19 protein-coding genes are annotated in these 24,007 nt (G+C 73.3%); 12 read left to right on the top strand and 7 right to left on the bottom strand.

Annotated features, from left to right (window positions below; translation table 11 throughout):
• Positions 1-87 precede the first annotated feature (87 nt).
• Positions 88-855 carry an ArsR/SmtB family transcription factor gene (locus tag ACWGKT_RS23095; protein ID WP_453275185.1) on the top strand — a complete coding sequence of 256 codons (768 nt, stop codon included), beginning with the start codon at positions 88-90 and terminating at the stop codon, positions 853-855.
• Positions 856-982: 127 nt separating this feature from the next.
• Here the strand turns inward: ACWGKT_RS23095 and ACWGKT_RS23090 are convergent, their stop codons facing one another.
• Together ACWGKT_RS23090 and ACWGKT_RS23085 are read right to left on the bottom strand one after the other, a co-directional pair.
• The gene (locus ACWGKT_RS23090; protein ID WP_453275163.1) at positions 983-1,429 is read right to left on the bottom strand and encodes an SPW repeat protein; all 447 of its coding nucleotides are present in this window, start codon (positions 1,427-1,429) and stop codon (positions 983-985) included.
• Positions 1,430-1,593: 164 nt separating this feature from the next.
• On the bottom strand, positions 1,594-2,244 hold the full coding sequence (locus ACWGKT_RS23085) for a sigma-70 family RNA polymerase sigma factor (protein ID WP_453275162.1): 651 nt from the start codon (positions 2,242-2,244) through the stop codon (positions 1,594-1,596).
• A gap of 94 nt (positions 2,245-2,338) precedes the next feature.
• Here ACWGKT_RS23085 and ACWGKT_RS23080 point away from each other — a divergent pair, with 94 nt between their 5' ends.
• Positions 2,339-3,388, top strand: a complete 1,050-nt coding sequence (locus ACWGKT_RS23080; RefSeq protein WP_453275161.1) for a MerR family transcriptional regulator — start codon at positions 2,339-2,341, stop codon at positions 3,386-3,388.
• A gap of 73 nt (positions 3,389-3,461) precedes the next feature.
• Here the strand turns inward: ACWGKT_RS23080 and ACWGKT_RS23075 are convergent, their stop codons facing one another.
• Both ACWGKT_RS23075 and ACWGKT_RS23070 read right to left on the bottom strand, forming a co-directional pair.
• The gene (locus ACWGKT_RS23075; protein WP_453275160.1) at positions 3,462-4,838 is read right to left on the bottom strand and encodes a cryptochrome/photolyase family protein; all 1,377 of its coding nucleotides are present in this window, start codon (positions 4,836-4,838) and stop codon (positions 3,462-3,464) included.
• Positions 4,839-4,910: 72 nt separating this feature from the next.
• Positions 4,911-6,443, bottom strand: a complete 1,533-nt coding sequence (locus tag ACWGKT_RS23070) for an SDR family oxidoreductase (RefSeq protein ID WP_453275184.1) — start codon at positions 6,441-6,443, stop codon at positions 4,911-4,913.
• 306 nt (positions 6,444-6,749) lie between these two features.
• Between ACWGKT_RS23070 and ACWGKT_RS23065 the strand changes: the two genes are divergently transcribed.
• Positions 6,750-6,920 (top strand): hypothetical protein, encoded by a 171-nt coding sequence (locus tag ACWGKT_RS23065; protein WP_356149752.1) that lies wholly within the window; start codon positions 6,750-6,752, stop codon positions 6,918-6,920.
• On the opposite strand, the gene ACWGKT_RS23060 is transcribed toward ACWGKT_RS23065, so the two are convergent.
• Positions 6,917-7,999, bottom strand: coding sequence for an acyl-CoA dehydrogenase family protein (locus tag ACWGKT_RS23060; RefSeq protein ID WP_453275159.1), 1,083 nt, complete (start codon positions 7,997-7,999; stop codon positions 6,917-6,919). The two genes, ACWGKT_RS23065 and ACWGKT_RS23060, sit on opposite strands and share 4 nt — an antisense overlap.
• Before the next feature lie 168 nt (positions 8,000-8,167).
• Here ACWGKT_RS23060 and ACWGKT_RS23055 point away from each other — a divergent pair, with 168 nt between their 5' ends.
• The 9 genes from ACWGKT_RS23055 (at position 8,168) to ACWGKT_RS23015 (ending at position 21,970) form a co-directional block, all read left to right on the top strand.
• Positions 8,168-9,490 (top strand): aldehyde dehydrogenase family protein, encoded by a 1,323-nt coding sequence (locus ACWGKT_RS23055; RefSeq protein WP_453275158.1) that lies wholly within the window; start codon positions 8,168-8,170, stop codon positions 9,488-9,490.
• A gap of 129 nt (positions 9,491-9,619) precedes the next feature.
• Positions 9,620-10,441, top strand: coding sequence for a hypothetical protein (locus ACWGKT_RS23050; RefSeq protein WP_453275157.1), 822 nt, complete (start codon positions 9,620-9,622; stop codon positions 10,439-10,441).
• An 18-nt stretch (positions 10,442-10,459) separates the two neighbouring features.
• Complete coding sequence (locus ACWGKT_RS23045; protein WP_453275156.1) at positions 10,460-12,532, top strand: CHAT domain-containing protein; 2,073 nt, start codon at positions 10,460-10,462, stop codon at positions 12,530-12,532.
• A complete protein-coding gene (locus ACWGKT_RS23040) occupies positions 12,529-17,649 on the top strand; it encodes an AAA family ATPase (RefSeq protein ID WP_453275155.1) in 5,121 nt (1,706 codons plus the stop codon). Before ACWGKT_RS23045 ends, ACWGKT_RS23040 begins: the two co-directional genes overlap by 4 nt.
• Complete coding sequence (locus tag ACWGKT_RS23035) at positions 17,646-18,956, top strand: hypothetical protein (RefSeq protein WP_453275154.1); 1,311 nt, start codon at positions 17,646-17,648, stop codon at positions 18,954-18,956. Before ACWGKT_RS23040 ends, ACWGKT_RS23035 begins: the two co-directional genes overlap by 4 nt.
• Before the next feature lie 80 nt (positions 18,957-19,036).
• Positions 19,037-19,408, top strand: a complete 372-nt coding sequence (locus tag ACWGKT_RS23030) for a BlaI/MecI/CopY family transcriptional regulator (RefSeq protein WP_356149768.1) — start codon at positions 19,037-19,039, stop codon at positions 19,406-19,408.
• Positions 19,405-20,334 (top strand): M48 family metalloprotease, encoded by a 930-nt coding sequence (locus ACWGKT_RS23025; protein ID WP_453275153.1) that lies wholly within the window; start codon positions 19,405-19,407, stop codon positions 20,332-20,334. The genes ACWGKT_RS23030 and ACWGKT_RS23025 overlap by 4 nt, the downstream gene beginning before the upstream one ends.
• 117 nt (positions 20,335-20,451) lie before the next feature.
• Positions 20,452-20,844 (top strand): VOC family protein, encoded by a 393-nt coding sequence (locus ACWGKT_RS23020; RefSeq protein ID WP_453275152.1) that lies wholly within the window; start codon positions 20,452-20,454, stop codon positions 20,842-20,844.
• 46 nt (positions 20,845-20,890) lie between these two features.
• A complete protein-coding gene (locus ACWGKT_RS23015; protein ID WP_453275151.1) occupies positions 20,891-21,970 on the top strand; it encodes an adenosine deaminase in 1,080 nt (359 codons plus the stop codon).
• On the opposite strand, the gene ACWGKT_RS23010 is transcribed toward ACWGKT_RS23015, so the two are convergent.
• Both ACWGKT_RS23010 and ACWGKT_RS23005 read right to left on the bottom strand, forming a co-directional pair.
• Positions 21,952-22,467 (bottom strand): mycothiol transferase, encoded by a 516-nt coding sequence (locus tag ACWGKT_RS23010; RefSeq protein ID WP_453275150.1) that lies wholly within the window; start codon positions 22,465-22,467, stop codon positions 21,952-21,954. The genes ACWGKT_RS23015 and ACWGKT_RS23010 overlap by 19 nt on opposite strands.
• Before the next feature lie 27 nt (positions 22,468-22,494).
• Positions 22,495-23,991, bottom strand: a complete 1,497-nt coding sequence (locus ACWGKT_RS23005) for a carotenoid oxygenase family protein (RefSeq protein ID WP_453275149.1) — start codon at positions 23,989-23,991, stop codon at positions 22,495-22,497.
• Between the last annotated feature and the right edge of the window lie 16 nt (positions 23,992-24,007).

Here is a 24,007-nt window from a genome sequence, read left to right as displayed (position 1 = left end):
ACGGCCCTTTCTGCCGCCACCCGGCTTGACATGCAAGTAATCGACTGCATAACTTCGAGTGTGCGATCAGAGGACGACGACAGCGGGATGGACAAGGTCTTCAAGGCGCTGGCCGACGAGACGCGCAGACGGTTGCTCGACCGGCTGCACGAGCAGAACGGCCAGACGCTGGGTGAGTTGTGCCGCCGCATCGAGATGACACGCCAGTCGGTGACCCAGCATCTCGCCCTCCTGGAGGCCGCCAACCTGGTCAGCACCGTGCGGCGGGGCCGGGAGAAGCTGCACTACCTCAACCCCGTCCCGCTCCACGAGATCCAGGAAAGGTGGATCGACAAGTTCGAGCGCCCGCGCCTGCGCGCGCTCGGCGCACTGAAGCGACAAGCCGAGGAAGCCATGACCGGCAAGCCGAGTTTCGTCTACGTCATCTACATCGCGAGCACCCCGGAGAAGGTCTTCGAGGCGCTCACCGACGCGGAGCTCACCGCCGTCTACTGGGGGCACAGCAACGTCTCGGACTGGAAGCCCGGCTCCCGCTGGGAGCATCTGCGCACCGACGGCTCCGGCATCGCCGACGTGGTCGGCACCGTCGTCGAGAGCGAACCGCCGACCCGCCTGGTCACGACCTGGACGTCCCCCGAGACCGAGGGGCAGGAGGACAAGTACTCCCGGGTCACCTTCGAGATCCGGCCGCACGAGGACATCGTCCGCCTGACCGTCACCCACGAGGACCTCGGCGACGAGGGGGAGCGCGCGGACGTGGCGCAGGGCTGGCCGGCGGTGCTGTCCAACCTCAAGTCGATCCTGGAGACCGACAACCCGATGCCGCAGGCACCGTGGCAGGTGCCGGCGCACTGAGCGGCCGCGGCGGGGCCGGAACGCCGACCGGCTGCGGCGAGGCAGGAACGTCGTCCGGACACGGCGAGGCCGGTTCGCTTTCGCGCACCGGCCTCGCGGTAATTTTTCCTTTCCTCGTTGTTCTCTTCTATGGCATGGGGGCCATGGGGGTGGCCTTCGCCGCCGTCATGGCGCACAGCAACCCGAGGACCACGGCCAGCGCGCCGATGATGACGTTGTTGAGGATGACGCCGGTGTCCGGGCTGGTGCCGACGATCCATGGCGCGATGATCATCCAGACGCCGAGGGCACACATGGCCCAGCTCAGGCCGTACATCCGAGCCGGAGCGGTGGTGAATCCCAGGGCCAGCAGGCCGATCGCGATACCCATGATCAGGTTGTGGGTGGCGAGCGCCGGCTGGCTCGCCGTGTAGTGGAGGATCCACGGGGATGCCGCGCAGTACAGACCGAGCAGGAACACCGGTCCGTCCACGAGCGCTACATCACGACCGTCGAGCATACGGGCGTAGCGTGCCCGCATTTCGGAGACATCGGGGTGGCTCGCTATGTCGTGTCTGGGAGAGACGTTGGCCATGGCTGTCTCCTTTGACTTGCAGGCCTGACCGCGTCTGCTGCGGCACCGTAAACGCCGCATCCACCCATTCTGCCCTTATTCCGCTCTTATATACAGAGGCGGTACGGGATCGGTGGTATCCATCTCTGCATCGCTTCTGCGTCGGATTCGTGCTCCTGTGGGGCTCAAGCGTTCGCGTACGCATGTTCTTCCGCCTGTGTCTGCTGTTCGAGGCGACTCCTCAACCGGTGCAGCCCGCGCCGCGCGTGACTCTTCACCGTGCCCAGCGGCCAGCCCGTACGGGCGGCGATCTGGGGCTGCGTCAGGTCCTCGTAGAAGGCCAGGCACAGCACCCGCCGCTGGGCCGCCGGAAGCCCGGCCAGCTCGTGCCGGACCAGCACGCGGTCCAGCGCGTCCTCGGGCTGCCCGGTCCGGGCGTCCCCGGTGTCGAGGGCCGACCCGGCGGCGGTGACCAGGTCGCCGCGCCGGGACCGCGCGGTCAGCGCGTCCGCGATCCTGCGCCGGGTGATGCCGACGATCCAGGCGCCGATCGGACCGCGTTCCGGCCGGTATCCGTGCCGCCCGCGCCACACGCCGAGGAACACCTGCTGGGTGACGTCCTCCGCCTCGCCGTCGTCCCCCAGCGAACGCCTGGCCAGCGTGAACACCAGCCCGGACCAGCGCCGGTAGGCGGCGGTCAGACAGGCGTCCTCGCCCGCGACCAGACCGCGGGCGATCTCCTCGTCGGCGAACGACTCCTCGGCCGGGGCCCACGGCGACGTCGTGGCGACGGCGTACGGCGGTGGGTCCGCGGGGGCGGCCCGGCAGGGCGTCATGATCACGGCTCCTCACGTGGGACGCTGTCGCCATCGTGCGAGCGCGTGAGGCAATGCCTCAACTTGCGTCGATTCTGCGTCGTATAGTCGGTGTATGGGTGAGTACGCGCTGGTGAACGAGCCGGAGCGGTCCGGGCCGGGCCCCGCCGCCCCCACCGGCGACGCCGGGCTGACCACCGGTGCCCTGGCCCGCAGGCTCGGCGTCTCGCCCACGACCCTGCGCACCTGGGACCGCCGCTACGGCCTCGGACCCGCAGAGCGCGCCGACGGCCGGCACCGGCGCTGGACGCCCCGGGACGTGGCGAAGCTGGAGACGATGTGCCGGCTCACGTCCGCGGGAGTACCACCCGCCGAGGCGGCCCGCGCGGCGAAGGAGGGCACCGAGCCCGCCGCACGGACACCCGACGGACCGTCCGGGGCGGACAGATCCCCTAGGGGCGCCGGACCGGCCCCGCGTTCGCGGGCGGCGGGCGGCCTGCCGCTCGGTGACGTGCGCCAGGAGTGCCGGGGCCTGGCCCGCGCCGCCGTGCGCCTGGACGCCGCGGCCGTCGACGAGCAGCTCACCCGCGCCGTGGCCGAGTACGGCGTCACCGTCGCCTGGCAGGAGGTGATGGTGCCGACCCTGCACGCCGTGGGACGCAAATGGGCCTCGTCGGGGGACCGTTACGTCGAGGTGGAGCACCTCCTGTCGTGGCACGTCTCCACCGTGCTGCGCCGGCACACCCGGCCGCCGGGGACGACGGCGGACGCCACGGCTCCCGGGCCGGTGATCCTGGCCTGCGTACCCGGCGAGCAGCACACCCTGCCACTGGAGGCGCTCAACGCCGGACTGTGCGAACTCGGGCTGCCCACACGGATGTTCGGCGCCGCCGTGCCCGTCGAGGCACTCACGGCGGCGGTCCGGCGGCTGGGGCCGGCCGCCGTGGTCCTGTGGGCACAGGCGCGCTTGACGGCGAGCCCGCCCCTGGCCCAGCACGTGGCCGCCACGGAGTGGGGCGTGCGGGGCGCGCGGCGGCGGCCCGCCGTCCTGCTGGCCGGACCGGGCTGGTCCGGCCGACCGGCGAGGGGCATGCTGCGCCCGACGGCACTGCGCGACGCGATCGACACCCTGGCCGGGGCACGGAGGGCCGCGCCGCCGCACTGACCGGCCGTGCCGTGGGCGAGCCGGCCGTGCCCCAGGCGCCCGCGCGGCGTCGGCGTGCGCCCGCGCGGCCCCCTCAGTCGCGTTCGCGGGCCCGCCGGAACCGGGCCAGCCCGTCGGACAGGTCGACGATCGGGTCCGGGTAGTCGATCGCGGCGCGGTCCAGGCCCCACAGCTTCCACGGCTCGTGCACCACGGGGCCCTCGACGCCCTCCAGTTCGGGCACCCAGCGCCGGACGTACGCGCCGTCCGGGTCGTACCGCTTGCCCTGGGTGACGGGGTTGAGGACGCGGTTGGGGCGGGAGTCCGTGCCCGTGCCCGCCATCCACTGCCAGTTCAGCTGGTTGTTGGCCACGTCCCCGTCCACCAGCAGATCCAGGAAGTGCCGGGCGCCCACCCGCCAGTCGACGTAGAGCGTCTTGGTCAGGAAACTCGCGGCCAGCAGCCGGCCCCGGTTGTGCATCCAGCCCTCGTACCGGAGCTGGCGCATGGCCGCGTCCACGACCGGATAGCCCGTACGGCCCTCCCGCCATGCCTCGACGTCGTCCCGGGCCGTCCGCTCGGAGCGCCAACGGTCGCGTTTGGTGCGGTAGTCGGCGCCGGCCGCGCTCGGCCGCGCCGACAGCACCTGACGGTGGAAGTCGCGCCAGGCGAGCTGCCGGACGAAGGCATCGGCGCCCGGACCGCCCGCCTGGCGCGCCCGGTGGACGAGCTCGACGGGGGAGAGCGTCCCGAAGTGGAGGTGCGGCGAGAGGCGCGAGGTCGCGTCGCCGGCCAGGTCGTCGTGCCGGTCCTCGTAGTGCGCCACACCGCGGCGCAGCCAGGCGGTCATCCGCTTCCGGCCCACCGTCTCACCGCCGGGGACGAGCCCCTCGGACAGCCCCGAAAGCGCCGTGCGGGTGGGGAGTTCCTCGGACCCCACGCCGTCCGGCACCCGTACCGCGCGGGGTGCGCCGAGCGGCTTGCGCAGCGGCTGCCGCGACCACTGCCGGAAGTAGGGCGTGAACACCGCGAAGTGGTCGGAGGTGGCCGGGGTCACCGCGCCGGGAGCGACCGCCGTGGTCACCGTGTCGTGGACGTGCAGCCGGCGTCCCTCTGCCTCCAGGGACTGCCGCAGCCGTGCCTCCCGGCGGTGCGCGTACGCGCTGACGTCGGCCGCCATGTGCACCTCGTCGGCGTCCGCCTCGGCCGCCACCTTGCCCACCTCGTCCACGACGTCACCGGACCGTACGACCAGTCGCCCGCCGCGCTCGCGCAGTTCCGCGTCCAGGTCGTGCAGGCAGTCGGCGAGGAACGCCAGCCGGTTGGGGGCCGCGAAGCCGGCGTCGTCCACCGCCCGGTCGCGGACGAACAGCGGCACCACCAGCCGCCCCGGCCCGTCCAGGGCGGCCCGCAGCGGCGGGTGGTCGTGCAGGCGCAGGTCGGAGGTGAACAGGACGACCGAGACGTTCATGAGGCGGCTCCGGGTGGGACAGGTGCTGACGGTGAGCTGCTTCCGCCCCGGCGGGCCCGGCGGATGCGGCTGTCAACGACTGCGTGCGCCTTCCTTCCTCGGGGTGAGCGGGCCACGGGCCGCCGCCCGGGCGATGTTGCGGGCCATGCCGCCGAAGACGACGGCGTGGAAGGGGGAGACGCTCCACCAGTAGGCGTGGCCGAGCAGCCCGTGCGGATGGAACAGGGCACGCTGGCGGTACCGGCTGCCGCCGTTCCCGTCCCGTTCGGCGGACATCTCCAGCCAGGCCAGTCCCGGCAGCCGCATCTCGGCGCGCAGCCGCAGCAGATGCCCCGGCTCGATCTCCTCGACCCGCCAGAAGTCCAGCGAGTCGCCCACCCGCAGCCGCTGTGCGTCCCGGCGGCCGCGGCGCAGCCCGACCCCGCCGGTCAGCCGGTCGAGCCGGCCGCGCGCCGCCCAGGCGAGCGGGAAGGAGTACCAGCCGTTGTCGCCGCCGACCCCCTCGATCACCCGCCACAGGTCGCCGGCCGGTGCGTCGACCTTCGCCTCGCGCCGGTCGGTGTAGAGGCTGCCGCCCGCCCAGTCGGGGTCGGTGGGCAGCGGGTCGCTGGGCGCGCCGGGGACCGCGGCGGAGGTCCAGCGGGTGGTGACGCCGGCGTCGCGGACGCGTCGCAGGGCCAGCCGCACCGCCTCGTCGAAGCCGATGGGGTGCCCCGGCGGGTCGGGCACGTACCCGGCGATGTCGTGCTCGCGGCAGACGACCTCGTGGCGCAGCGACTCGGTCAGCGGGCGGGCGAGGGACGCGGGGACGGGCGTGACCAGGCCGACCCAGTGACTGGACAGCCGGGGCGTGAGGACCGGCACGGGGAGGATCACCCGACGGGGGAGCCCCGCCACCGCCGCGTAGCGGAGCATCATGTCCCGGTACGTGAGGATGTCCGGGCCCCCGATGTCGAAGGCCCGGCTGACGTCGGCGGGCATGCGGGCGCTGCCGACGAGCAGGCGCAGCACGTCCCGTACGGCGATGGGCTGGATGCGGGTGCGCACCCAGCTCGGGGTGACCATCACGGGCAGGCGCTCGGTGAGGTAGCGCAGCATCTCGAAGGAGGCCGAGCCCGAGCCGATGATCACGGCCGCGCGCAGGACGGTCGTGGGTACGCCCGAGTCGAGCAGGATGCGGCCGACCTCCGCGCGGGACCGCAGGTGGGGCGAGAGCTCGCGGTCGGGCACCCGCGCCGGGGCGAGACCGCCGAGGTAGACGATGCGGCGCAGGCCGGCGGCCCGGGCCCGGTCCCCGAGGATCCGTGCCGCGCGGCGGTCGGTCTCCTCGAACCGGCGGCCCGTGCCGAGGGCGTGCACCAGGTAGTAGGCGACCTCGACGCCCCGCAGCGCCTCGGCGACCGACACGGCATCGGTGACGTCGCCCTGCACCACCTCCACGTCGCCCGCCCACGGGTGGTCGCGGAGCTTGCCGGGGGAGCGCGCCAGACAGCGCACCCGGTACCCGGCGGCGAGCAGCTCGGGCACGAGCCGGCCCCCGATGTACCCGGTGGCGCCCGTCACCAGACACAGCGGGCCCGCCGCGCCGGTGGGGTCCGGCGCCATGTGCTCCCGCGCCATGGAGTCCCGTGCCCTGTGGTCCGGCTCGGTGGATTCTCGTGCCCTGTGGTCCGGCTGGGTCTGTTCCCGCGCCATGTGGTCCGGCTCCATGTGGTCCCGCTCCATGGGTCTTGGATCCTCCGTGTCGGGGTCCCCCATGGATCACTTCCACCCGGACGCCCCGCGCGGATGCGCACGCCGCCGACGACCGAAATTGAGCTGGACATGTCCGCGTCGATCCGGGGCAGGCGAAGAGGAGGAGGCGGGCCGGGCGGACCGGCCACGCGTCGACGCCGGAGGTGAATCACCGCTATGAGCGCGAGGGTGTTGGAACGGTTTCCGGCGGGGGCTCCGCGCGGATCATGGCCGGCGGAGGAGTACGCGGCCGCCCGGCGGGCGGAGGGGGAGCCCGCGACCGTGGTGATGGACCTGAACTCCGACGCGTTCCTCGTGGTGGTGCCCGCCGAGGAGGAGGCCGCCTAGCCAGGACCTGGCCAGGACTCGCCGCTCTGCCGCGTCGGGGTCAGCGCGGCCAGCTGGGCCCGGCGTACCTCGGCCGTCTGGCCCTGGATCAGCAGGAACATCGCCTCCCGGGCCAGCCGCTGGGCCGGGCTGCGCAGGTCCATGGCGCGCCCACCGCCGGCCACGACCGCCGCGGTGGTCGCCGCGCGCAGCAGGTCGTACGCCCGCGTCTTGAGGCTCAGACGTTCCTCGATGTGCTCGTGCGGGACGGGGTGGTCGGCGAGCGCGTAGGCCCGCCGCCGCACCTCGTCCAGGTCGGCGCGCAGCGCGGCCGCCGGCTCCGCGCCCTGCGGGGCGTTCTCCAGGACGCGCAGCGCCGCGTACGCCACCCCGAACACGGCCGGGGAGGTGTTGGTGCTGCGCGGGATGTCGATCCGGGCGAAGCTCTCGTGCGGGGTGCGCAGCACCACGGACTCCTCGGGCAGCCACAGGCCGTCCAGCTCCAGGGACACGGTCCGGGCGGCGGTGAGCGCGGCGAGCCGCATCGGCGGCGAGGGCCGCAGCCCCGGCCGTTCGCGCGCGTCGGCGAACGCGAACACCACGTCGCCCCGCTCGCAGACACCCGCGAGCAGCATCACGTCGTTCAGGCCCCAGCCGGTGTACCAGGGCACGGTTCCGTCGAAGCGCCAGCCGCCCCGCTCCGCCGTGGCCCGCACCGGCACACGGGGGAACCGACGGACATGGGCATAGGCGATGCCGGCCATCAGCTCGCCGGTCGCCAGCGGACGCAACAGGCGCCCCCGCACGGGGAGTTCGGACTTCGCGAGCAACTTCACCGGCGTGTGGTGCTGGGTCTGCACGAACCAGGTGGAGCAGCACGCCCCCGCCAGGATCTCCGCGATCTCCCGGGCCACTCCCTCGGGAGCACCCGCCCCGCCGTCCTCGCGCGGCGCGCTCACCCCGAGCAGCCCGGCGCGTCTGACGGCCTCGATGTGGCTCACGGGCACGCCCTCCTCGTCGACCTGAGCGGCCCGCGGGGCGAGCAGGTCGTCCGCGAGCCGTCGGGCACGGGAGACGAGCGGGTGTGCTGCGATGGTCATGCGGAGAATTCTTCCCGATCCGGTGCGGCGGGGAGCGTGGACGCGACGACCCGGTACCGCGCGCTCGACCGGGCCTGGAAATATATTTTCGTTCCTGAAAGGTTGGCCTTTACATCTGACTGTTCGTACTCCGAAGCCGTAAGGCTCCAGCATCACCAGCGAGGCATCGTGAACCACTCCACCCCCGAGCAGCCCGCCGACGTCGTGGCCCGGCTGCGCGCCACCTTCCGCACCGGCCGCACCCGGCCCGTCGAGTGGCGGACCGGCCAGCTGCGCCGCCTGCGCGAGATGCTCACGGCGGGCGGCCCCGACCTGGCGGCCGCGCTCCACGCGGACCTCGGCAAGAGCTCCGCCGAGGCGTACCGCACCGAGATCGACTTCACGATCCGGGAGATCGACCACACCCTCGACCACCTCGACCAGTGGCTGCGCCCCGAGTCCGCGCCCGTCCCGGCGCACCTCGGCGACGACGCGACGGCCTGGACGCAGTACGACCCGCTCGGCGTCGTCCTCGTCATCGCCCCGTGGAACTACCCGGCCCAGCTCCTGCTCGCCCCGATGGTCGGCGCGCTCGCCTCGGGCAACGCGGTGGTGGCCAAGCCGAGCGAGCTGGCCCCGGCCACCTCGGCGGCGCTGGCCCGGCTCGTCCCGGCGTACCTCGACATGGAGGCGGTCGCCGTCGTCGAGGGCGGTGTCCCGGAAACCACGGCCCTGCTGGCCGAGCGCTTCGACCACATCTTCTACACCGGCAACGGCACCGTCGGCCGCATCGTCATGCGCGCCGCCGCCGAGCACCTCACCCCCGTCACCCTCGAACTCGGCGGCAAGTCACCGGTGTTCGTCGACCGTGGCACCGACCTGGACGTGGTCGCCGACCGGCTGGCGCGCGGCAAGTTCCTCAATGCCGGCCAGACGTGTGTCGCCCCCGACTACGTGCTGACCGACCCGGAGACCGCCCCCGCCCTCGAACGCGCCCTCGTCCGGGCCGTCGAGGCCCTGTTCGGCACCGACCCTGCGGCGAACGCCGGGTACGGCCGGATCGTCAACGAACGGCACTTCGACCGGCTCAGCGGCCTGCTCGACTCGGGCCGGGTGGCCGTCGGCGGCGGCAGCGACCGGACGAGCAAGTACATCGCGCCCACCGTCCTCGCGGACGTGGACCCCGACGCGCCCGTCATGCGGGAGGAGATTTTCGGCCCCATCCTGCCCCTCGTCACCGTGCCGGACCTCGACGCGGCGATCGGTTTCATCAACGACCGCGACAAGCCCCTGGCCCTGTACGTCTTCTCCGAGTCCGACGACACCCGCCGCCGGATCGCCGCCGAGACCTCCTCCGGCGGCCTCGGCCACGGCCTCCCGCTCGCCCATCTCACGGTTTCCGATTTGCCGTTCGGCGGCGTGGGGGAGAGCGGCATGGGCAGCTACCACGGCCGCTACTCGATCGAGACGTTCAGCCACCGCAAGGCGGTGCTGGAAAAGCCGCTGGGCTGAGGCGCACGGCACGGTCCCGGCAGCAAAAACGTCACAGCGTAACGGAGTTGACCGGTTCCGTTACCCGCCGCCGTCCGGCGCAGTACGCTGCCGGGACCACACGGGGAGAGCACGACGCGGGGGACGCACATGAAGGACGCCTACCAGCTGTATCGGCATGCCGTCGACGACGTATGGAAGAAGTGGTGGGTGTCCTGGCCGCTCTCCCGGCGCGTCGAGCTGGGACAGGTCCTGGAGAACGCCGACGGCGACATCCGCAGCGCCGGCAGCCTCACCGACCACGGCGTCCCCTTCACCGCCCGCCCGGGCACCCCGCACAACGACTACACCTACGACGCGCGGGGCTCCGCGTCCGTGACCTTCAAGGCCGCCGGGGCCGCCGCGGACGGCTTCAGCGCCCTGGCAGCCGCCGACTTCGGCGCACGCGTCGGCTTCGAGAAGGGTGACACCGCCCTCGTCGTCTACCGCGGCCTGACCGAGAGCGGTGTCGAGAACACCCGCGCCCTGGCCGCGGCACTGGTCGGCCGCGGGTGGGACGACTGGGACGACACCCTGCTCGCCGTCACCGACGTGGTCACCGCCGCCTCGGGCGTCGTCCTGACCGCCACGGACGCCGCGAGCGAGGCCGAACTGCGCTTCCAGGCGGGCGCGGGGCCCGGCACGCCCACCCTCGCGGACGTCACGACCGCCGCGGCCGTGGCCTGGCGTCGCCACATCGGTCTGGAGTGGCTCGCGACCGACGTCACCCCCTTCTACCGGGTGGTCCGCCTCCGCAAGAACTGGTTCGGCAAGGTCAAGAAGGACTACGGCCCCCGTCAGCCCGGACGGGGCGCCGCGCAGGTGCCCGTACCACCGGTCCTGCTGGAAGAGGCGCAGGACGATCCCGAGGCCGTGCTGGAACCGGTGGAGCCGGACGAGCAGCCGCTGCCGCCCCACGACGCCACGCACTAGCGGTCCACGGGGGGCACCATGGCACACGACACGGCGAAGACGCCGACGGAAGCGGTCCTGCGGCTCGTCGGCGCGGCGAACGGCACGGACAGGACCACCGTCACCCTCTCGGTGGACGGCCGCGAGGTGGGGGCCGCACCTCTGGGAGTCCTGGAGCGGACCGAGGACCTCCTGACGGTCTTCGACCGCGGCGTGGGTGACATCTACCGGGAACACGCGGGCGACCAGCTGTACGGGGCGTTGCTCGGCACAGGACTGGACGAGCACTGGGCCGATCTGCGCAAGAGCGGCACGGCGCGCCGGCCCCTGCGCGTCCGGCTGGACGTCGAGCCCCTCGAACTGCGCTGCCTGCCCTGGGAGTTGCTGCGGCACCGCGGGCAGTGGCTGTGGCGTCGGCAGGAGCTCCTGTGGAGACGCGGCATCGACGACGACCCCTTCGGCGCCGGGGAGTTACGCGAACTCGGGCCGCTGCGCGTGCTCGTCGTGGTGTGCCAGCCGCCCGACGACGACCGGCTGCTGGCCGAACGGGAGATCGCCGCGATATCCGGGGCCCTGGAGTCCGCCCCGGGCCGCACCTACCTGGAGATCCTCGACGCGCCGCGTGACGCGGGCCAACTGTCCGAGCACATCGACGAGTTGCGCCCCCACATCGTGCATGTCATCGGCCACGGCATGCCCCGCCCGGGATCGGACAGTCCCGTCGTCGTCTTCCCCGGGGACACCCGCGACGGCCCCGACGAATGGCTGCTCGCCGCGGGGGACGTCGCCGATCTGACCGACTGGAAGCCCCCACTGGTGGTGCTCAACGCCTGCCACGCGGGCAAGGCCGACCCCGCCGACCTGATCGGCGGCATGGCCCAGGCCTTCCTGGACGCGGGAACCCGGGCCGTCGTCTCGATGCAGGACGACATCGAGTCCGACGCCGCGGTCGTCTTCGCGGAGAAGTTCTACGCGGAACTGAGCTGTGCCCGCGCCGTGGACGACGCGGTGGCCGCCGCCCGCTCCGAACTCGCCAGACGCCCGGCCAGACGCGGGTCCTGGGCGTTGCCGGTGCTGCTCACCCGGACCGCCCCCGGCCTGGTCCTGCCCGTCGATCACCTCCCGCCACCGGGCGGCTCGATCAAGGGCATCGACCAGTGCAAGCAGTACCAGGAGCTCCGCCGTTTCGTGGGACGCACCGACGAACGCCGGCGCGCCTGGTGGGCGCTGGACGACCCGGCGCTCGCCCCGAGCGGCACGGACCGGCCTGTCCTGGTGATCGGCGGCCACTCGCAGACCAACAGCGAGCACACGGGCAAGACCTGGCTCACCAACTGGTGCCTGGTCACCTGGTTCCTGCGCGGGCACCACATCGTCTCGGTCGACCTCAAGGAACCGCTGACCCACCCCGCCGGCGCAGCCGCCGCCGGACCGCCCACCCGGCACAAGGACTGGCTCTCGGTCCTTCGCCTGATCCGCCAGGAGGCCACCTCCCCGAGCCAGTTGTGCCGGCTGCCCGAGACCGCGTTCGGCACCTTCAACGCCGTACTCAACCGGCTGGCGGCCTCGGCCACCCCGGGCGACGGCGAGCCGGAACCGGCCGAGGACGCCTGGCTGGCCTTCGACGACGAGGTCGGGGATCCCTACGACAAACGCAAGACGCACATCATGGACGCGTTCCTCGACGCGCTCAGGACCGCCGCTGACGGACGGCCCATGGTGATCGCGCTCGACCATGCCGAGACCATCATGCGGGGCGACTTCGTCAACGTCCTGTACAAGGGGCTGGTCTCGCCCGTCGCCTACGGTCACGCCGCCCCGCTGCGGCTCATCGTGGTCGGCCGCGACGCCTGGCTGAACGAGGTGCTCCCGGAGGCCGACTCGCACATGCTGGGACGGGTGAGCGTCGGCGACTTCGAGAGCGACCAGTTCATGCGGCTCGCCCGCGCCTACGCGAGACGCCTCGGCGTTCCCACCGACGAGGGCACCGAGGGCCTGCTCGAAATGTACCGCGAGCAGCTGACCCCGTACTTCGGCGTCAGGACCTTCGAGTTACTCCGTGAACTCCTGCCGAAATGGCGCGAGGCGCGACCACAGGGAGCCGGCCGATGACGGACGTACTGGCGGACCTCACCCGTCGACTCGCCGCCGGCGAGAGCCTGGAGGACATCACCCGCTCGCTGCGCCCGCCGGACTGGACCCCCGTGCTGCGCGCCTGCGCCGTGGCACGCTCCTTCGACGCCGCCCTGTACGAGGACGTCCTGCGGCACACCGCCGCCGGGCCGGGGCGGGACGAGCCGCCCGCCCTGACGGAACTGGTCGGCGCCCGCGCGGTGGAGCCCGTGGTCGGGGTGCCGGGGACGTACACACTGTCGGAGACCGACCGCAGCGCGTACTTCCTCGACTGGATCAGTGACGGCGCCGACGGTGAGGCGGCCCCCGCCGGACTGCTGGCCCTCGACCGCGCGATCGGCGAGCGCCGCCGCGCGGACGGCGACCACGCCGAAGCGGTACGGCACCTCCTGCTGCCCGAACCCGACGAGGCCGTCGCCCTCTTCGAGGAGCGGTTCGCGGCGGCCGACGCCCGCCGCGACTTCGCCGCCTGCCAGGATCTCGTCGACATCCTCGGCGACGCCGACCGGCTGCCGTTCGTTCTCCCCGCGATCGCCGAACTCGGCATGGACCGGGCCGGATATGTGCGGGCCCGCGACCACTGGGCGGCCGACTACGCCCGCTCCGCCCAGTTCCTGCAGCCCGCGAGAGTGGCCGCCGACGCCGACCGGCTGCTCTCCGGGCGGCGCCGGGTCTGGCACGTGCACGCCCCCGGAGGCGCCGGCAAGACCATGCTGCTGCGCTGGCTGGTGGCCCGGTACTGCGTGCCCGCGCCCCGTGACGTCCCGTGCGCCCGCATCGACTTCGACGTCGTGAACCCGCACTCCGTAGGGCGTCATCCCTGGCTCCTGCTGCTGGAGATCGCCGAACAGTTCGGCCGCCGGCTGCCCGGACGGCTCTTCGAGTCCCTCGCCGGCTACGGCGTCTACCGGATCCTGCTGGACCGCCGGCCCTCCGAGACCGCGCGCGAGGTCGCGAGCGCCGTCGACCGCCTCGACAGCGCGGCGGTCGAGAACGAACTCCTCGCGGCCTTCGCCGAGCGTCTCAACCCGGCCCTGGCCGGCCGTCCGGCCGTCCTGGTCGTGGACACGACCGAGGAACTCCTGCTGCACGGCCACCCCGAGACCGAACGGCTCCTGCGGATGCTCGGCTCGCTCCTGCAGCGCTGCCGCGGACTCCGCCTGATCCTGGCCGGCCGCCACGACCTGCGCACCAGCATCCCCGAGGCGCTCAGCGCCTTCCCGAGCAGGGACGTCAAGCACGTCCAGGTGCGGCCGTTCAGCCCCGTACAGGCCCGCCAGTACCTGACCGGCATGCGTGGCATCACGGACCGGTGCCTGGTGCACGTCGCGACGGAGAAGGCACGCGGGCTCCCCTTCGCGCTGGCCCTGCTCGCCGACCTCATCGAGCACGACCCCGACATCACCGCCGAGCAACTCGCCTCCTGCGAGGAGCCGCTGGTGCGCTACCTCATCGAGCGGGTGGTGCAGCGCATCGACGACCCCGGGGTGCGCTGGCTGCTGCGGTACGGCGTGATCCCCAGGCGCCTGCGCAAGGAGGACGTACGCACCGTCATGCGCTCCTGGCTGGCCAAGGGCATCACCGACCGGTCCGAGGTGGACGATCCGCGCCTCGACGCCCACCATCTGCGGGGCAGGGAGGACGTCTTCCCGTTCACCGCCGCCGAGCCGACGGACGACGACCTGGAGCGGACCTGGCAGCGGCTCCTCGCCTACGCGTCCAGGTCCTCCTGGGTCTCCCGGCACGCGGGCGACGACGACACCGTCGTCTTCCACATCAACGTCCTGGCGCCGATGCGGCTGCTGATCTCCGGCCACGAGGTCTTCGAGGAGCTCCACCACGCCTTCGCCGCCCACTTCGACGCCCTGGCCGAATCGGATCCCGAGCAGTGGGGCGCGTACGTCAAGGAGGCCACCTACCACCGGTTCCAGGCGGGTGATCCGAACGCGGAGAGCCGGTGGCGGGAGGCATTCTCGGCGTCGTACGACGGGGACGATCCGGAGCTGATGCGGGAGCTGTGCGAGGAACTGCTCGGCGACGAGTACCTGGAGGGGGGCCGGCCCCGACCGCGGGCCGACGGGCAGCCCCTCATCGCCCGGCGCACGGTGGTCCTGGCCCACCTCGGCGCGGTGATGGCGGTCCTGCGCGGCCGGACGAACCACTCCTCGGGCGTCGCCCCGCTGTTCCTCCTCACCCTGGCCAACTCCTCGGATCCGGCCTGGAGCGAGATCGAGCGCCATCTGTCCCGCGTCGAGCGACTGGCCGCGGAGTCGGACGAGCCGATCGACCTGCGCGGGGCCGACACCCTGCTGCGGGCCCTGGTCCTCGTCGGGCGGCAGCAGCACGAGGAGGCGTCCGAGCTGATCCGCACCCTGTTGGAGAGCGAGCTCCCGGCTCCGATCCAAGAGGGCCTGCAGATGATCCTGGCCACCATCCAGACCCAGCTCAACGACCCCGAGGCCGAGACCACCTTCCGCAACGCGATGTCGCGCGCACGGGCCAGCGGCCGCGTCGCGGACGAGGCCGCGATCTCCCGGCAACTGGCGCACGTCCTGGAGGACCGGGGCCGGGTCGACGCGGCCATCGAGGTGCACCGGGAGGTGGCGGCGGCGGAGACCCTGGCGGGAGCGCACGCGGCGACCAAGAACCGTGCCCTGCTGAGCCTGGCCCGCGTGGAACTGCAGACCTACGCCCCGTACTCGGCCCTGCGCACACTGCGGGACATCGACCTGACCGCGCTGCCGCCCACCGACCAGGTCGAGGCGCTCCAGTACGAGGCGCAGGCCCACCAGTTCCTCTTCCGTTCCAAGCTGGCCCTCGACGCGCTCGACCGGGCGGACCGCGTCGCACTGGCGGACATCGGCGACGCCACCCGGTACCGGTGCCTGGCTTGGACGGCGCTGCAACGCGGGGTGTTCGAGGGCCAGTTGCTGTCGGTGGACGAGGCCGAGCGGTCCTTCGACCGAGCCGCCGCGCTCTGGTCCGACCTCGGCTACCCCGAGGGCCATCCGCAGTCACTGCTGCTGTACGCCCAGTACCTCGTGCAGGAAATGGGCGACCTGCGCAGGGCGGCGCAGACCCTCGAACTCGTGCGGGCCGTGGACACCTCGGGCGAACTCGCCGTGCGAACCGCGCTGTTGTGGCACACACTCGCCGAGCGGGGCTTCGAGGTGCCCGACGACTCGCTGCTCACCGTTCCGCGCGGCTCGCAGAAGGACCTGCTGGAGGGGGGAGTGGCCGCCGTGCTGGCCGATCCCGGCCGGGCCCCCGAACTGGCGGACGCCCTCTCCGCCGTGGAGGCGCCGACGGCACGCGTCGCCGCGCTCCTCGGACTGAGCCTGTGCCGCACCCCGGAGCGGCAGCCACGGCCCGAACTCGACCTGCTGCGACCGCTGTTCGAACCGCTGCTGCACACCGAGAGCCCCGATCTCGACCACTACGTGCGGTTGACCCGCCTGGCGGAGTTCGAGCGGGTGTCGGGGCGCCCCGAGGAGGCCGCCCGACTGGTGGCGCGGGCCTATCCGGCGCTGTGCGAGGCAGCCGGCGACGACCCGCTGCCCCGATGGCGCTGGGCCCGGGCCCAGATCCGCTGCGGCGGGGCGCCGGAGGGCGACCTCAGCCGGTCCCTGCGCCGCGACGTCGAGGCGGCACCGCCCCTGCTGCGCGCCGCCGCGACCTGGCTGACGGCCTCGACGGAACCGGACACGAAGGCCCGACGGACGCTGCTGCACAGCGCCGCCGAGCACCTCAGCGAGGTGCAGCGGCCCTCCTGCTGGGCGCAGTCCGTCCTGCGCGCCACCGGCGAGGAGAACCAGGACCTGTCCGTCCTGCGGGCCGCGCAGCGCATGTCGGAGGTGCTCGGCTACCCGGCGCGGGAGCCGGTCCCGCCCTCCTCGTTCCTGCCGGTCGTGGTCCGGCCCGAGCACGAGCACGTCTACCGCGTGCTCCCCGGGTGGGGGAGTCCCTCCCCCCTCGTGCACGCGGCCCACGCGCTGGCCGAGAACTGGCTGGGAGTCGCGTACGACAACGGGGTGCGGCTCTCGCGGGAGTCAACGGGCGGTCCGCCGGTCCGCTGCGCGCAGGTGCAGGCGGACGAGCCCTGGTCGCACGCGTTCCCCTGGGAACTCCAATTCCGGCACGAGCAGGGGGTGCCCGTGTACCGCACCCTGCCCCGGGCCGCGGAGACCGCCGACGTCCGGGCCGTACAGGCGGCCCTCAACACCCAGTCGGTCACCAAGGTGGTCACCGACGGCGTCTGGGGCTCGCTCTCCCAGGGGGCGCTCTTCGCCGCCGCGGGTGCCCTGCTCGGTCTGGGCCCGCTCGGCGTGGTCGACGCGGCGCTGGCGGCGGCCGTACTGATGCGGAACTACCGGCGCCGCGCCAGGGAACAGAGCGGGCCGAGCGCCGTGGTCGTCGCCTGCGATCCCCCCTCCGACAACCGCACGCTGGCGGCCTCCGCGTACGCCTCCACGCGCTCGGTCGTCGGCGCCTATACGGCGCACGGGGTGCCCGTCCGCGAGTTCCGGTCGCCCGGCAGCCTCCCGCGGCTGAAACAGCCTCCCGCCGTCCTCCACGTGAGCGCTCCGCTGCGCCTGCGCGGCGGCACGACTCCCTGCTTCGACCTGTCGTACGGGGAGCTCAGCCCCCGGGAGCGGCTGAGCCGCACGGTCACGGGAGCCGACCTGGATCCGGACGGACTCATCGCCTGGCTGCGGCAGTTCGACCCCGGCGCCCAGCCGCTGGTCGTCCTCGACCCGCCCCGCCCCGGATCGGCGGCCGACATCCCGCTGCAACTGATGCTGCGCAACCTGTTCGCGGCGTCGCTGTTCTCCTCCGGACACGCCCCCGCCGTGCTCGGAGTGGGACTGCTGGGCGGCGCCAGGAGCGCCCAGACGAGCCTGGTGGCGCGGGCCGTGCGGGCGGACGCGCCGCTGCTGCGGACGTACGAGGAGCTGCGCGGCCTCGCCCGGGCCGCGGACGGCCTCGCCTCCTGGGGCGAGGACCATCTGGAACACCTCTGCGTCTCGCTGTTCGCCAGCCCCGCGGCCCTGCGCGCCTACGAACCCGACCCGGAACCGGAGCCGACGAGCTCATGAGCGATGTCTCGACGACCGGGGGCCTGACCGTCGACCCCGGACATCCCGCACGCCGCGAGGCCGAGGTGCGGCATCTGCTCGCCGGGCTGGAGGCGGAGCTGGCCGACTGGGCCGAGGCCGCGAAGGCCCGGGGCCCGATGGAGAAGCACCGGTCGCAGATCGAGAGCGCGGTACGGGTCGTCTCCGCCGCCCTCGGCCGGCTCGGGGGGATGCCCGCGGCCGAGCGGCGGGACAGGGCTCCCGAACTCGTCCTCGACCTGCACCATCTGTGGGACTTCTTCCGCGGCAAGTGGGCCATGCGGCACATGCCCCGACAGCGGCGGTTCCTCGACGTGGCCGACGAGCTGGCCTGGGCCGTCTACGATCCGGTGCGGCGGGCGGCGGCCCCGCGCCCGGCCCTTCGCGAGCCCCCGCTCACCTTCCTCAACCGCCATCCCGTGCCCTTCGCCGCCGCACGCGGCAGCGACTTCGAGGAGCTGCTGCCGTCGGGGCGCCAGCGCACCATGGCCGGCCGCCGGGCCAGCCGGCACCTGCCGTTCCCCGTGATCGGCATCCCCTGGTCGGCGAGCCACCACCTGCCCTCGCTGCTCGCGGTCGCCCACGAGACCGGCCACCACATCGAGGACGACTTCGGCCTCACCGAACCCCTGCGCACGCGCCTGCGCGAGCACGCGCGGCTTGTGCCGGAGCGCCTGGCCGTGTGGGAGGGCTGGGTCGGCGAGGTGTTCGCGGACGTGTGCGCGACGCTGGCCTGCGGCGTGGCGTACGCATGGGCTCTGATCGACGTGCTCGCCGCCCATCCGGCGGCCGCCGGGGGCAGCGCGGAGTACCCGCCGCTCGCGCTGCGGGTGCTGGTCTGCCGGGCCGCGCTCCCCGACGGCGAGAGCGCCGGCCTGCCGGGCGCCGCGCACGACGCCGAGGCGCGGGCCGTGGTGGACGCCCTGACCGGCACCGGCTTCGAGGAACTGGGCGGCGCGACCCTGCCCGCACTGCTGGGCCTGCGGCGCCCGGCCGAACTGCACGACGCGAGCCGCAACCTGCTCGCCGGGACGGGATCCCGGCGCAACGACGTGCCCGGGGTGCTCGCGGCGGCGACCCTCGCCTTCGTCGCGGACCCGGACGCGTACGACCTGAAGAAGGGGTACGACCCCAAGAACGTCGGGGAGCGGGCCCTTTCCGAGGTGCTGGCCCTCGTACCGAAGGGACCGCGCGCCGCTGCGGCGTCCCCGCCCCAGCGCGCCGAACGCGACGCCCTGGCCGGTCACGACCTCTTCGACCTGTTCGACCGGCTGCGCACCGACGGCTGACCGGGCCGTGCGCCCGGGTGACTACAATCGGCCAGGCGGTCTACTGGACTGTAGACGAAGACGGGGTGAGGATCGTTCCGATGACCGACGCGAAGGACGAACGCCGGCCGGCCGGTGAGCTCGAAGCGAGCGTCATGGCCGCGCTCTGGGCCGCCGGTGCGCCCCAGACGCCCGGCCAGGTGCAGCTCAGCCTCGGTGCGGGCCTGGCGCGCACCACGGTGACCACGATCCTGTCCCGCCTGCACGAGAAGGGGATCGTGGACCGGCAGCGCCAGGGCCGCGGCTACGCCTACGTCCCCGTGCAGGACGCCCAGGGCCTCACCGCCCGCCGGATGCACACCGAGCTCGACCGGGACAGCGACCGGGAGACGGTGCTCGCCCGCTTCGTCGCCCAGCTCAGCCCCGACGACGAGCGCGTCCTGCGTGACCTGCTGGAACCGGGGGAGCGATGACGGCCCTGCTCCTTCTGCCGCTCCTGCTGCCGTGCGCCCTGCCGCCGCTGGCCCGGCGGGCCCTGGACCGGCTGGCGCCCGCCGCCGCGCTCTGGACGATCACCGCCGCGGCCGTGGTCCTCGCGGGCTGCTCGGTGACCGCGCTCGGCGCGTTCGTCCTCACCGGGCTGCTCAAGCTGCCGGTCTTCGCCGCCCTCGGCGAACTCGTCCACCCGCTGCGCACCGCCTCCGACCTCTTCGTCGCCCCGGCCGCCGCCACCTCCGTAGGAGCCCTCGCGGTGGGTGCCTGGACGCTCGTGCGCTCGGTGCTGCGGCAGAGCCGCGCCCTCCGCGTGGCGCGCACGGCGGCCGGGTGCGGTCCCGCCGCGGGCGACCTGTGCGTGGTCGACTCGCCGCACCCGGACGCGTACGCGCTGCCCGGGCGCCCGCACCGCATCGTCGTCACCACCGCGATGCTGCGCACCCTGGACGCCGACGAACGCGAGGTGCTGTTCGCGCACGAGCGGGCGCACAACGCGGGCGGCCACCACTACTTCCTCGCCGCCGCCGAACTCGCGGCCCACTGCCACCCCGCGCTGCGCCCGGTCCGCGAGAGCATCCGGCTCGCGGCCGAACGCGCCGCCGACGAGGTTGCCGCCGACGCCGTCGGCGACCGGCGCCTGGCCGCCCGCGCCATCGCCCGCGCGGCCCTCGCGGGCCAGGCCGCGCCCGCCGTACGGCCGGCGTTCCTCCCCGCCGCCACGACCGGCCCCGTTCCGCTGCGCGTCCGGGCCCTGCTGTCCGACCGGCGCGACTCGCCGCGCGCGGCCGCCTGGATCGCGGCCCTGGTGATCGCCTGCGCCAGCGTCTCGTGCGTCGCCTCGGCGACCGGGATGATCGACTTCCACCACCGCGTCGAGGTCGCGCAGGGCGACGAGCGAGCCTGAGCGGCCCTCCGGCCCCGGCCCCCTCCCACCCCTTCGAGGACGCTCCAAGAGGTGACTGGCGTCCACGAAGTTTTACGTATAACCTCACCCGTCAACCACACTCACCGAAAGGTCCCGATGAGACGCGTCGCCCTGGTCACCCTCGTCGTCGACGACTACGACGAGGCGCTCCGCTTCTACACCGAGGCCCTCGGATTCCGGCTCGTCGAGGACGCCCCCCGCCCCGACGGCTCGCGCTGGGTGGTCGTCGAGCCGGGCCCCGAAGGACAGGGAACCGGTCTGCTGCTCGCCCGGGCCAAGGGCGAGGACCAGCGTGCCCGGATCGGCGACCAGACCGGCGGGCGAGTCGGCTTCTTCCTGCACACCGACGACTTCGCCCGTGACCACGCCCGGATGACCGCCGCCGGCGTGACCTTCCTGGAGGAGCCGCGGCACGAGCCGTACGGCACCGTGGCCGTCTTCCAGGACCTGTACGGCAACCGCTGGGACCTGCTCCAGCCCGCCGGCTGAGCTTCCACCGCCGCTTCGAATCGCCCCGCTCAAGGAAAGACCCGCCATGACTGCTACGCGCGTAGACGCCGACGTGATCCGCCGCCTCCCCAAGGCCGTCCTGCACGACCACCTCGACGGCGGCCTGCGGCCCGCCACCGTCGTCGAGCTCGCCGCCGCGGTTGGCCACACGCTGCCCACCACCGACCCCGACGAGCTGGCCGCCTGGTACTTCGAGGCCGCCAACTCCGGTGACCTGGTCCGCTACATAGCCACCTTCGAGCACACCCTCGCCGTCATGCAGAACCGCGAGGGCCTGCTGCGCGTCGCCGAGGAGTACGTCCTGGATCTCGCCGCCGACGGCGTCGTCTACGCCGAGGTGCGCTACGCCCCCGAGCTGAACACCAAGGGCGGGCTGTCGCTGAGCGAGGTCGTGGAGACCGTCCAGGAGGGCCTCGCCGCCGGTATGGTCAAGGCGGCCGCCGCGGGCACCCCCGTCCGGGTCGGCACCCTGCTCTGCGGCATGCGGATGTTCGACCGGGTCCGCGAGGCCGCCGACCTGGCCGTCGCCTACCGCGACGCCGGTGTCGTCGGCTTCGACATCGCCGGCGCCGAGGACGGCTTCCCGCCCGCCGACCACCTGGCCGCCTTCGAGCACCTGCGCCGCGAGAGCGTGCCGTTCACCATCCACGCCGGCGAGGCCCACGGCCTGCCCAGCATCCACCAGGCCCTCCAGGTGTGCGGCGCCCAGCGCATCGGCCACGGCGTGCGTCTCACCGAGGACATCCCCGACCTCGCGGCCGGCAAGCTCGGCCGCCTGGCCGGCTGGGTGCGCGACCGCCGTGTCGCGCTGGAGATGTGCCCGACGTCCAACCTCCAGACCGGCTGCGCCACCTCGATCGCCGAGCACCCCATCACCGCCCTGAAGGACCTCGGCTTCCGGGTCACCGTCAACACCGACAACCGTCTGGTGTCCGGTACGACCATGACCCGGGAGATGTCCCTGCTGGTCGAGGAGGCGGGCTGGACGGTCGAGGACCTGCGCACGGTCACGGTGAACGCCCTCAAGAGCGCGTTCATCCCGTTCGACGAGCGCAATGCCCTCATCGAGGACGTGGTCCTGCCGGGTTACGCGGCCGCGCTCTGAAGCAGCCCCCGCAGATAGGCGGCCTGTCCGATGTGCTGAAGGTCGTCGGACAGGACGCTGACCAGCCGTACGCCCAGGGTGACCGGGGGGTCCCAGCGCTCGTCCACGACGCGTTCGAGGTCCTTGGCGGGCAGCTCGCGCAGCACCCCGAGGCTCTGCTCGTGCACGGCGTCGTAGTACCCGGTCAGCAGGTCGGCGGACTCGACCCGCACCTTGGCGACCTTCGCGGCGCTGTGGCCGTACCCCGTGTCATGGCGCGGCAGGTCGAGTCCGAAGCGCTTGTCCCAGCCCTGTGACAGCCACACCTGGTCGAGGTCGAAGGCCCCGGCCACGTGGTCGTCCTGGACCCGGGCGAGGTGCCAGACCAGCCAGGCGATGGAGTTGGCGGCGGGGGCCGGACGGGCGTGCAGGTCGTCCGGCCCGAGGCCGTCGAGGGTGGCATGGACTTCTTCTTGGATGCGGCCGTAGCCGTCGATGAGGATGTCCCTTGCATGCATGGGTCCACCATCGCGCATCGCGGGCCGTCATGCGTCCGGAATCCAGCTCCCGTGGAAGCCCAGCGGCACCCGGCCCGGCAGCTGGATCCGGGCCACCGGCTCGCCCGTGAAGTCCTGCGCCGCGAGGATCACCAGGTCCGACGCCCCGCGGTCCGGGTTGTGCACGTACGCGAGGGTGTACCCGTCGTCCTCGGCGGCCCGCCGGTCCGTGGGATCCCTCGGTACGAACACCGCCTCGCCCGCCGCCGCGTCCCTGGGCAGCCGGTGCACCAGGGTGGCGCCGCGCAGCAGGTCGTGCTTGATGAGCGCGTTGGAGAAGGCCCGGTCGGGCGGATCGCCGTCGGCCGTCAGGTACGCGAGCGTCATGTCGGCCGCCGCGGCCGAGTAGCCGTAGCGGTGCCGGCGGGAGACCAACGCCTCGTTCACCCGCGGGAATTCCTGCGGGCGGTCGTCCAGGACGCGCCGGCGTACGCGTCCGTGGCGCAGGTCGACGGTCCACCGTTCCAGCTTCGCCGTGCCCACCGCGCTCGGGCCGTCCGAGCCGAGGCCCGCGACATGGAAGGGGGCCGGGTAGGTCGTCAGGTCGACGACCACGGACGAGCCCTCGTCGTAGGCGTTGAGGGTGTGCGAGTAGAAGACGGGATCGACGGCGAACCAGCGCACCGGGCCGCCGGTGCGCGGCATGACGCCCACGCGCGTGGGGTGTTGCCGGTTCCAGACGTAGGGCACCGGGGTGCCGCGTTCGGCCGCCGCGGCGTCGAAGGTGACCGGGATGTCGAAGATCACCACATGCTTCTCGGTGAGCGCGAAGTCGTGCATCATCGGCGCGTCCGCCACCGGGATGCGCGTCGTGCGGGCGACGCGGCCCGACGGGTCCACGACCAGGTGCCGCACGTGGTCCCAGGCCGGGTGGTAGGAGATCGCGTGCAGTTCGCCGGCGCACACGTCGTACTTGGTGTGGGCGGCGAATGCGCCCTCCAGCGTGCCGTGGAAGTCGTGGGTGCCCACCGTGCCTAGTTCCTCGTCGAGTTCGTACGGCAGCGGCCCGCTCTCCTGGAGCGCGAGGACGCGTCCCCGGTACGGGATCACATGCGTGTTGCACGGGAAGTCGTCCGGCGGGACCGGACCCGGCCAGGGCTCGCCGAGCTTGCCGGCCACCTGCGAGGAGCGCACCCAGCGGTTGCGGTACCACTCCGCCCGGCCGTCGCGCAGCCGGACGCCGTGCACCATGCCCTCGCCGAGCATCCAGTGGTGGGCGCGCGGATCCTCCAGGCCCAGCACGTTGGGGCCGTTGCGCAGGAAGCGGCCGCTCAGCTCGCGGGGGACGCGGCCGACGACCGGGAGGTCGAAGGCCGTGAGTTCCTCGGTGACGGGCGTGAACGCCCCTTCCAGGAACGGATAATGACGGTTCGTCATGGGCCGTTCGAGGGCCACCGCCCGCTGGTCCGCCATGGCCGTCAGCGCGCCCGCCGCCGCGATCCCCGCCGCGCCGCGCAGCACGCTCCGCCGTGTGTGTTCCGCCATCTCGCCTGCTCCAGAC

The sequence above is a fragment of the Streptomyces sp. NPDC054794 genome (assembly GCF_053611585.1).
Note: the sequence above shows the minus strand (reverse complement) of the source record. Positions and strands in the feature narration are given on the sequence as shown.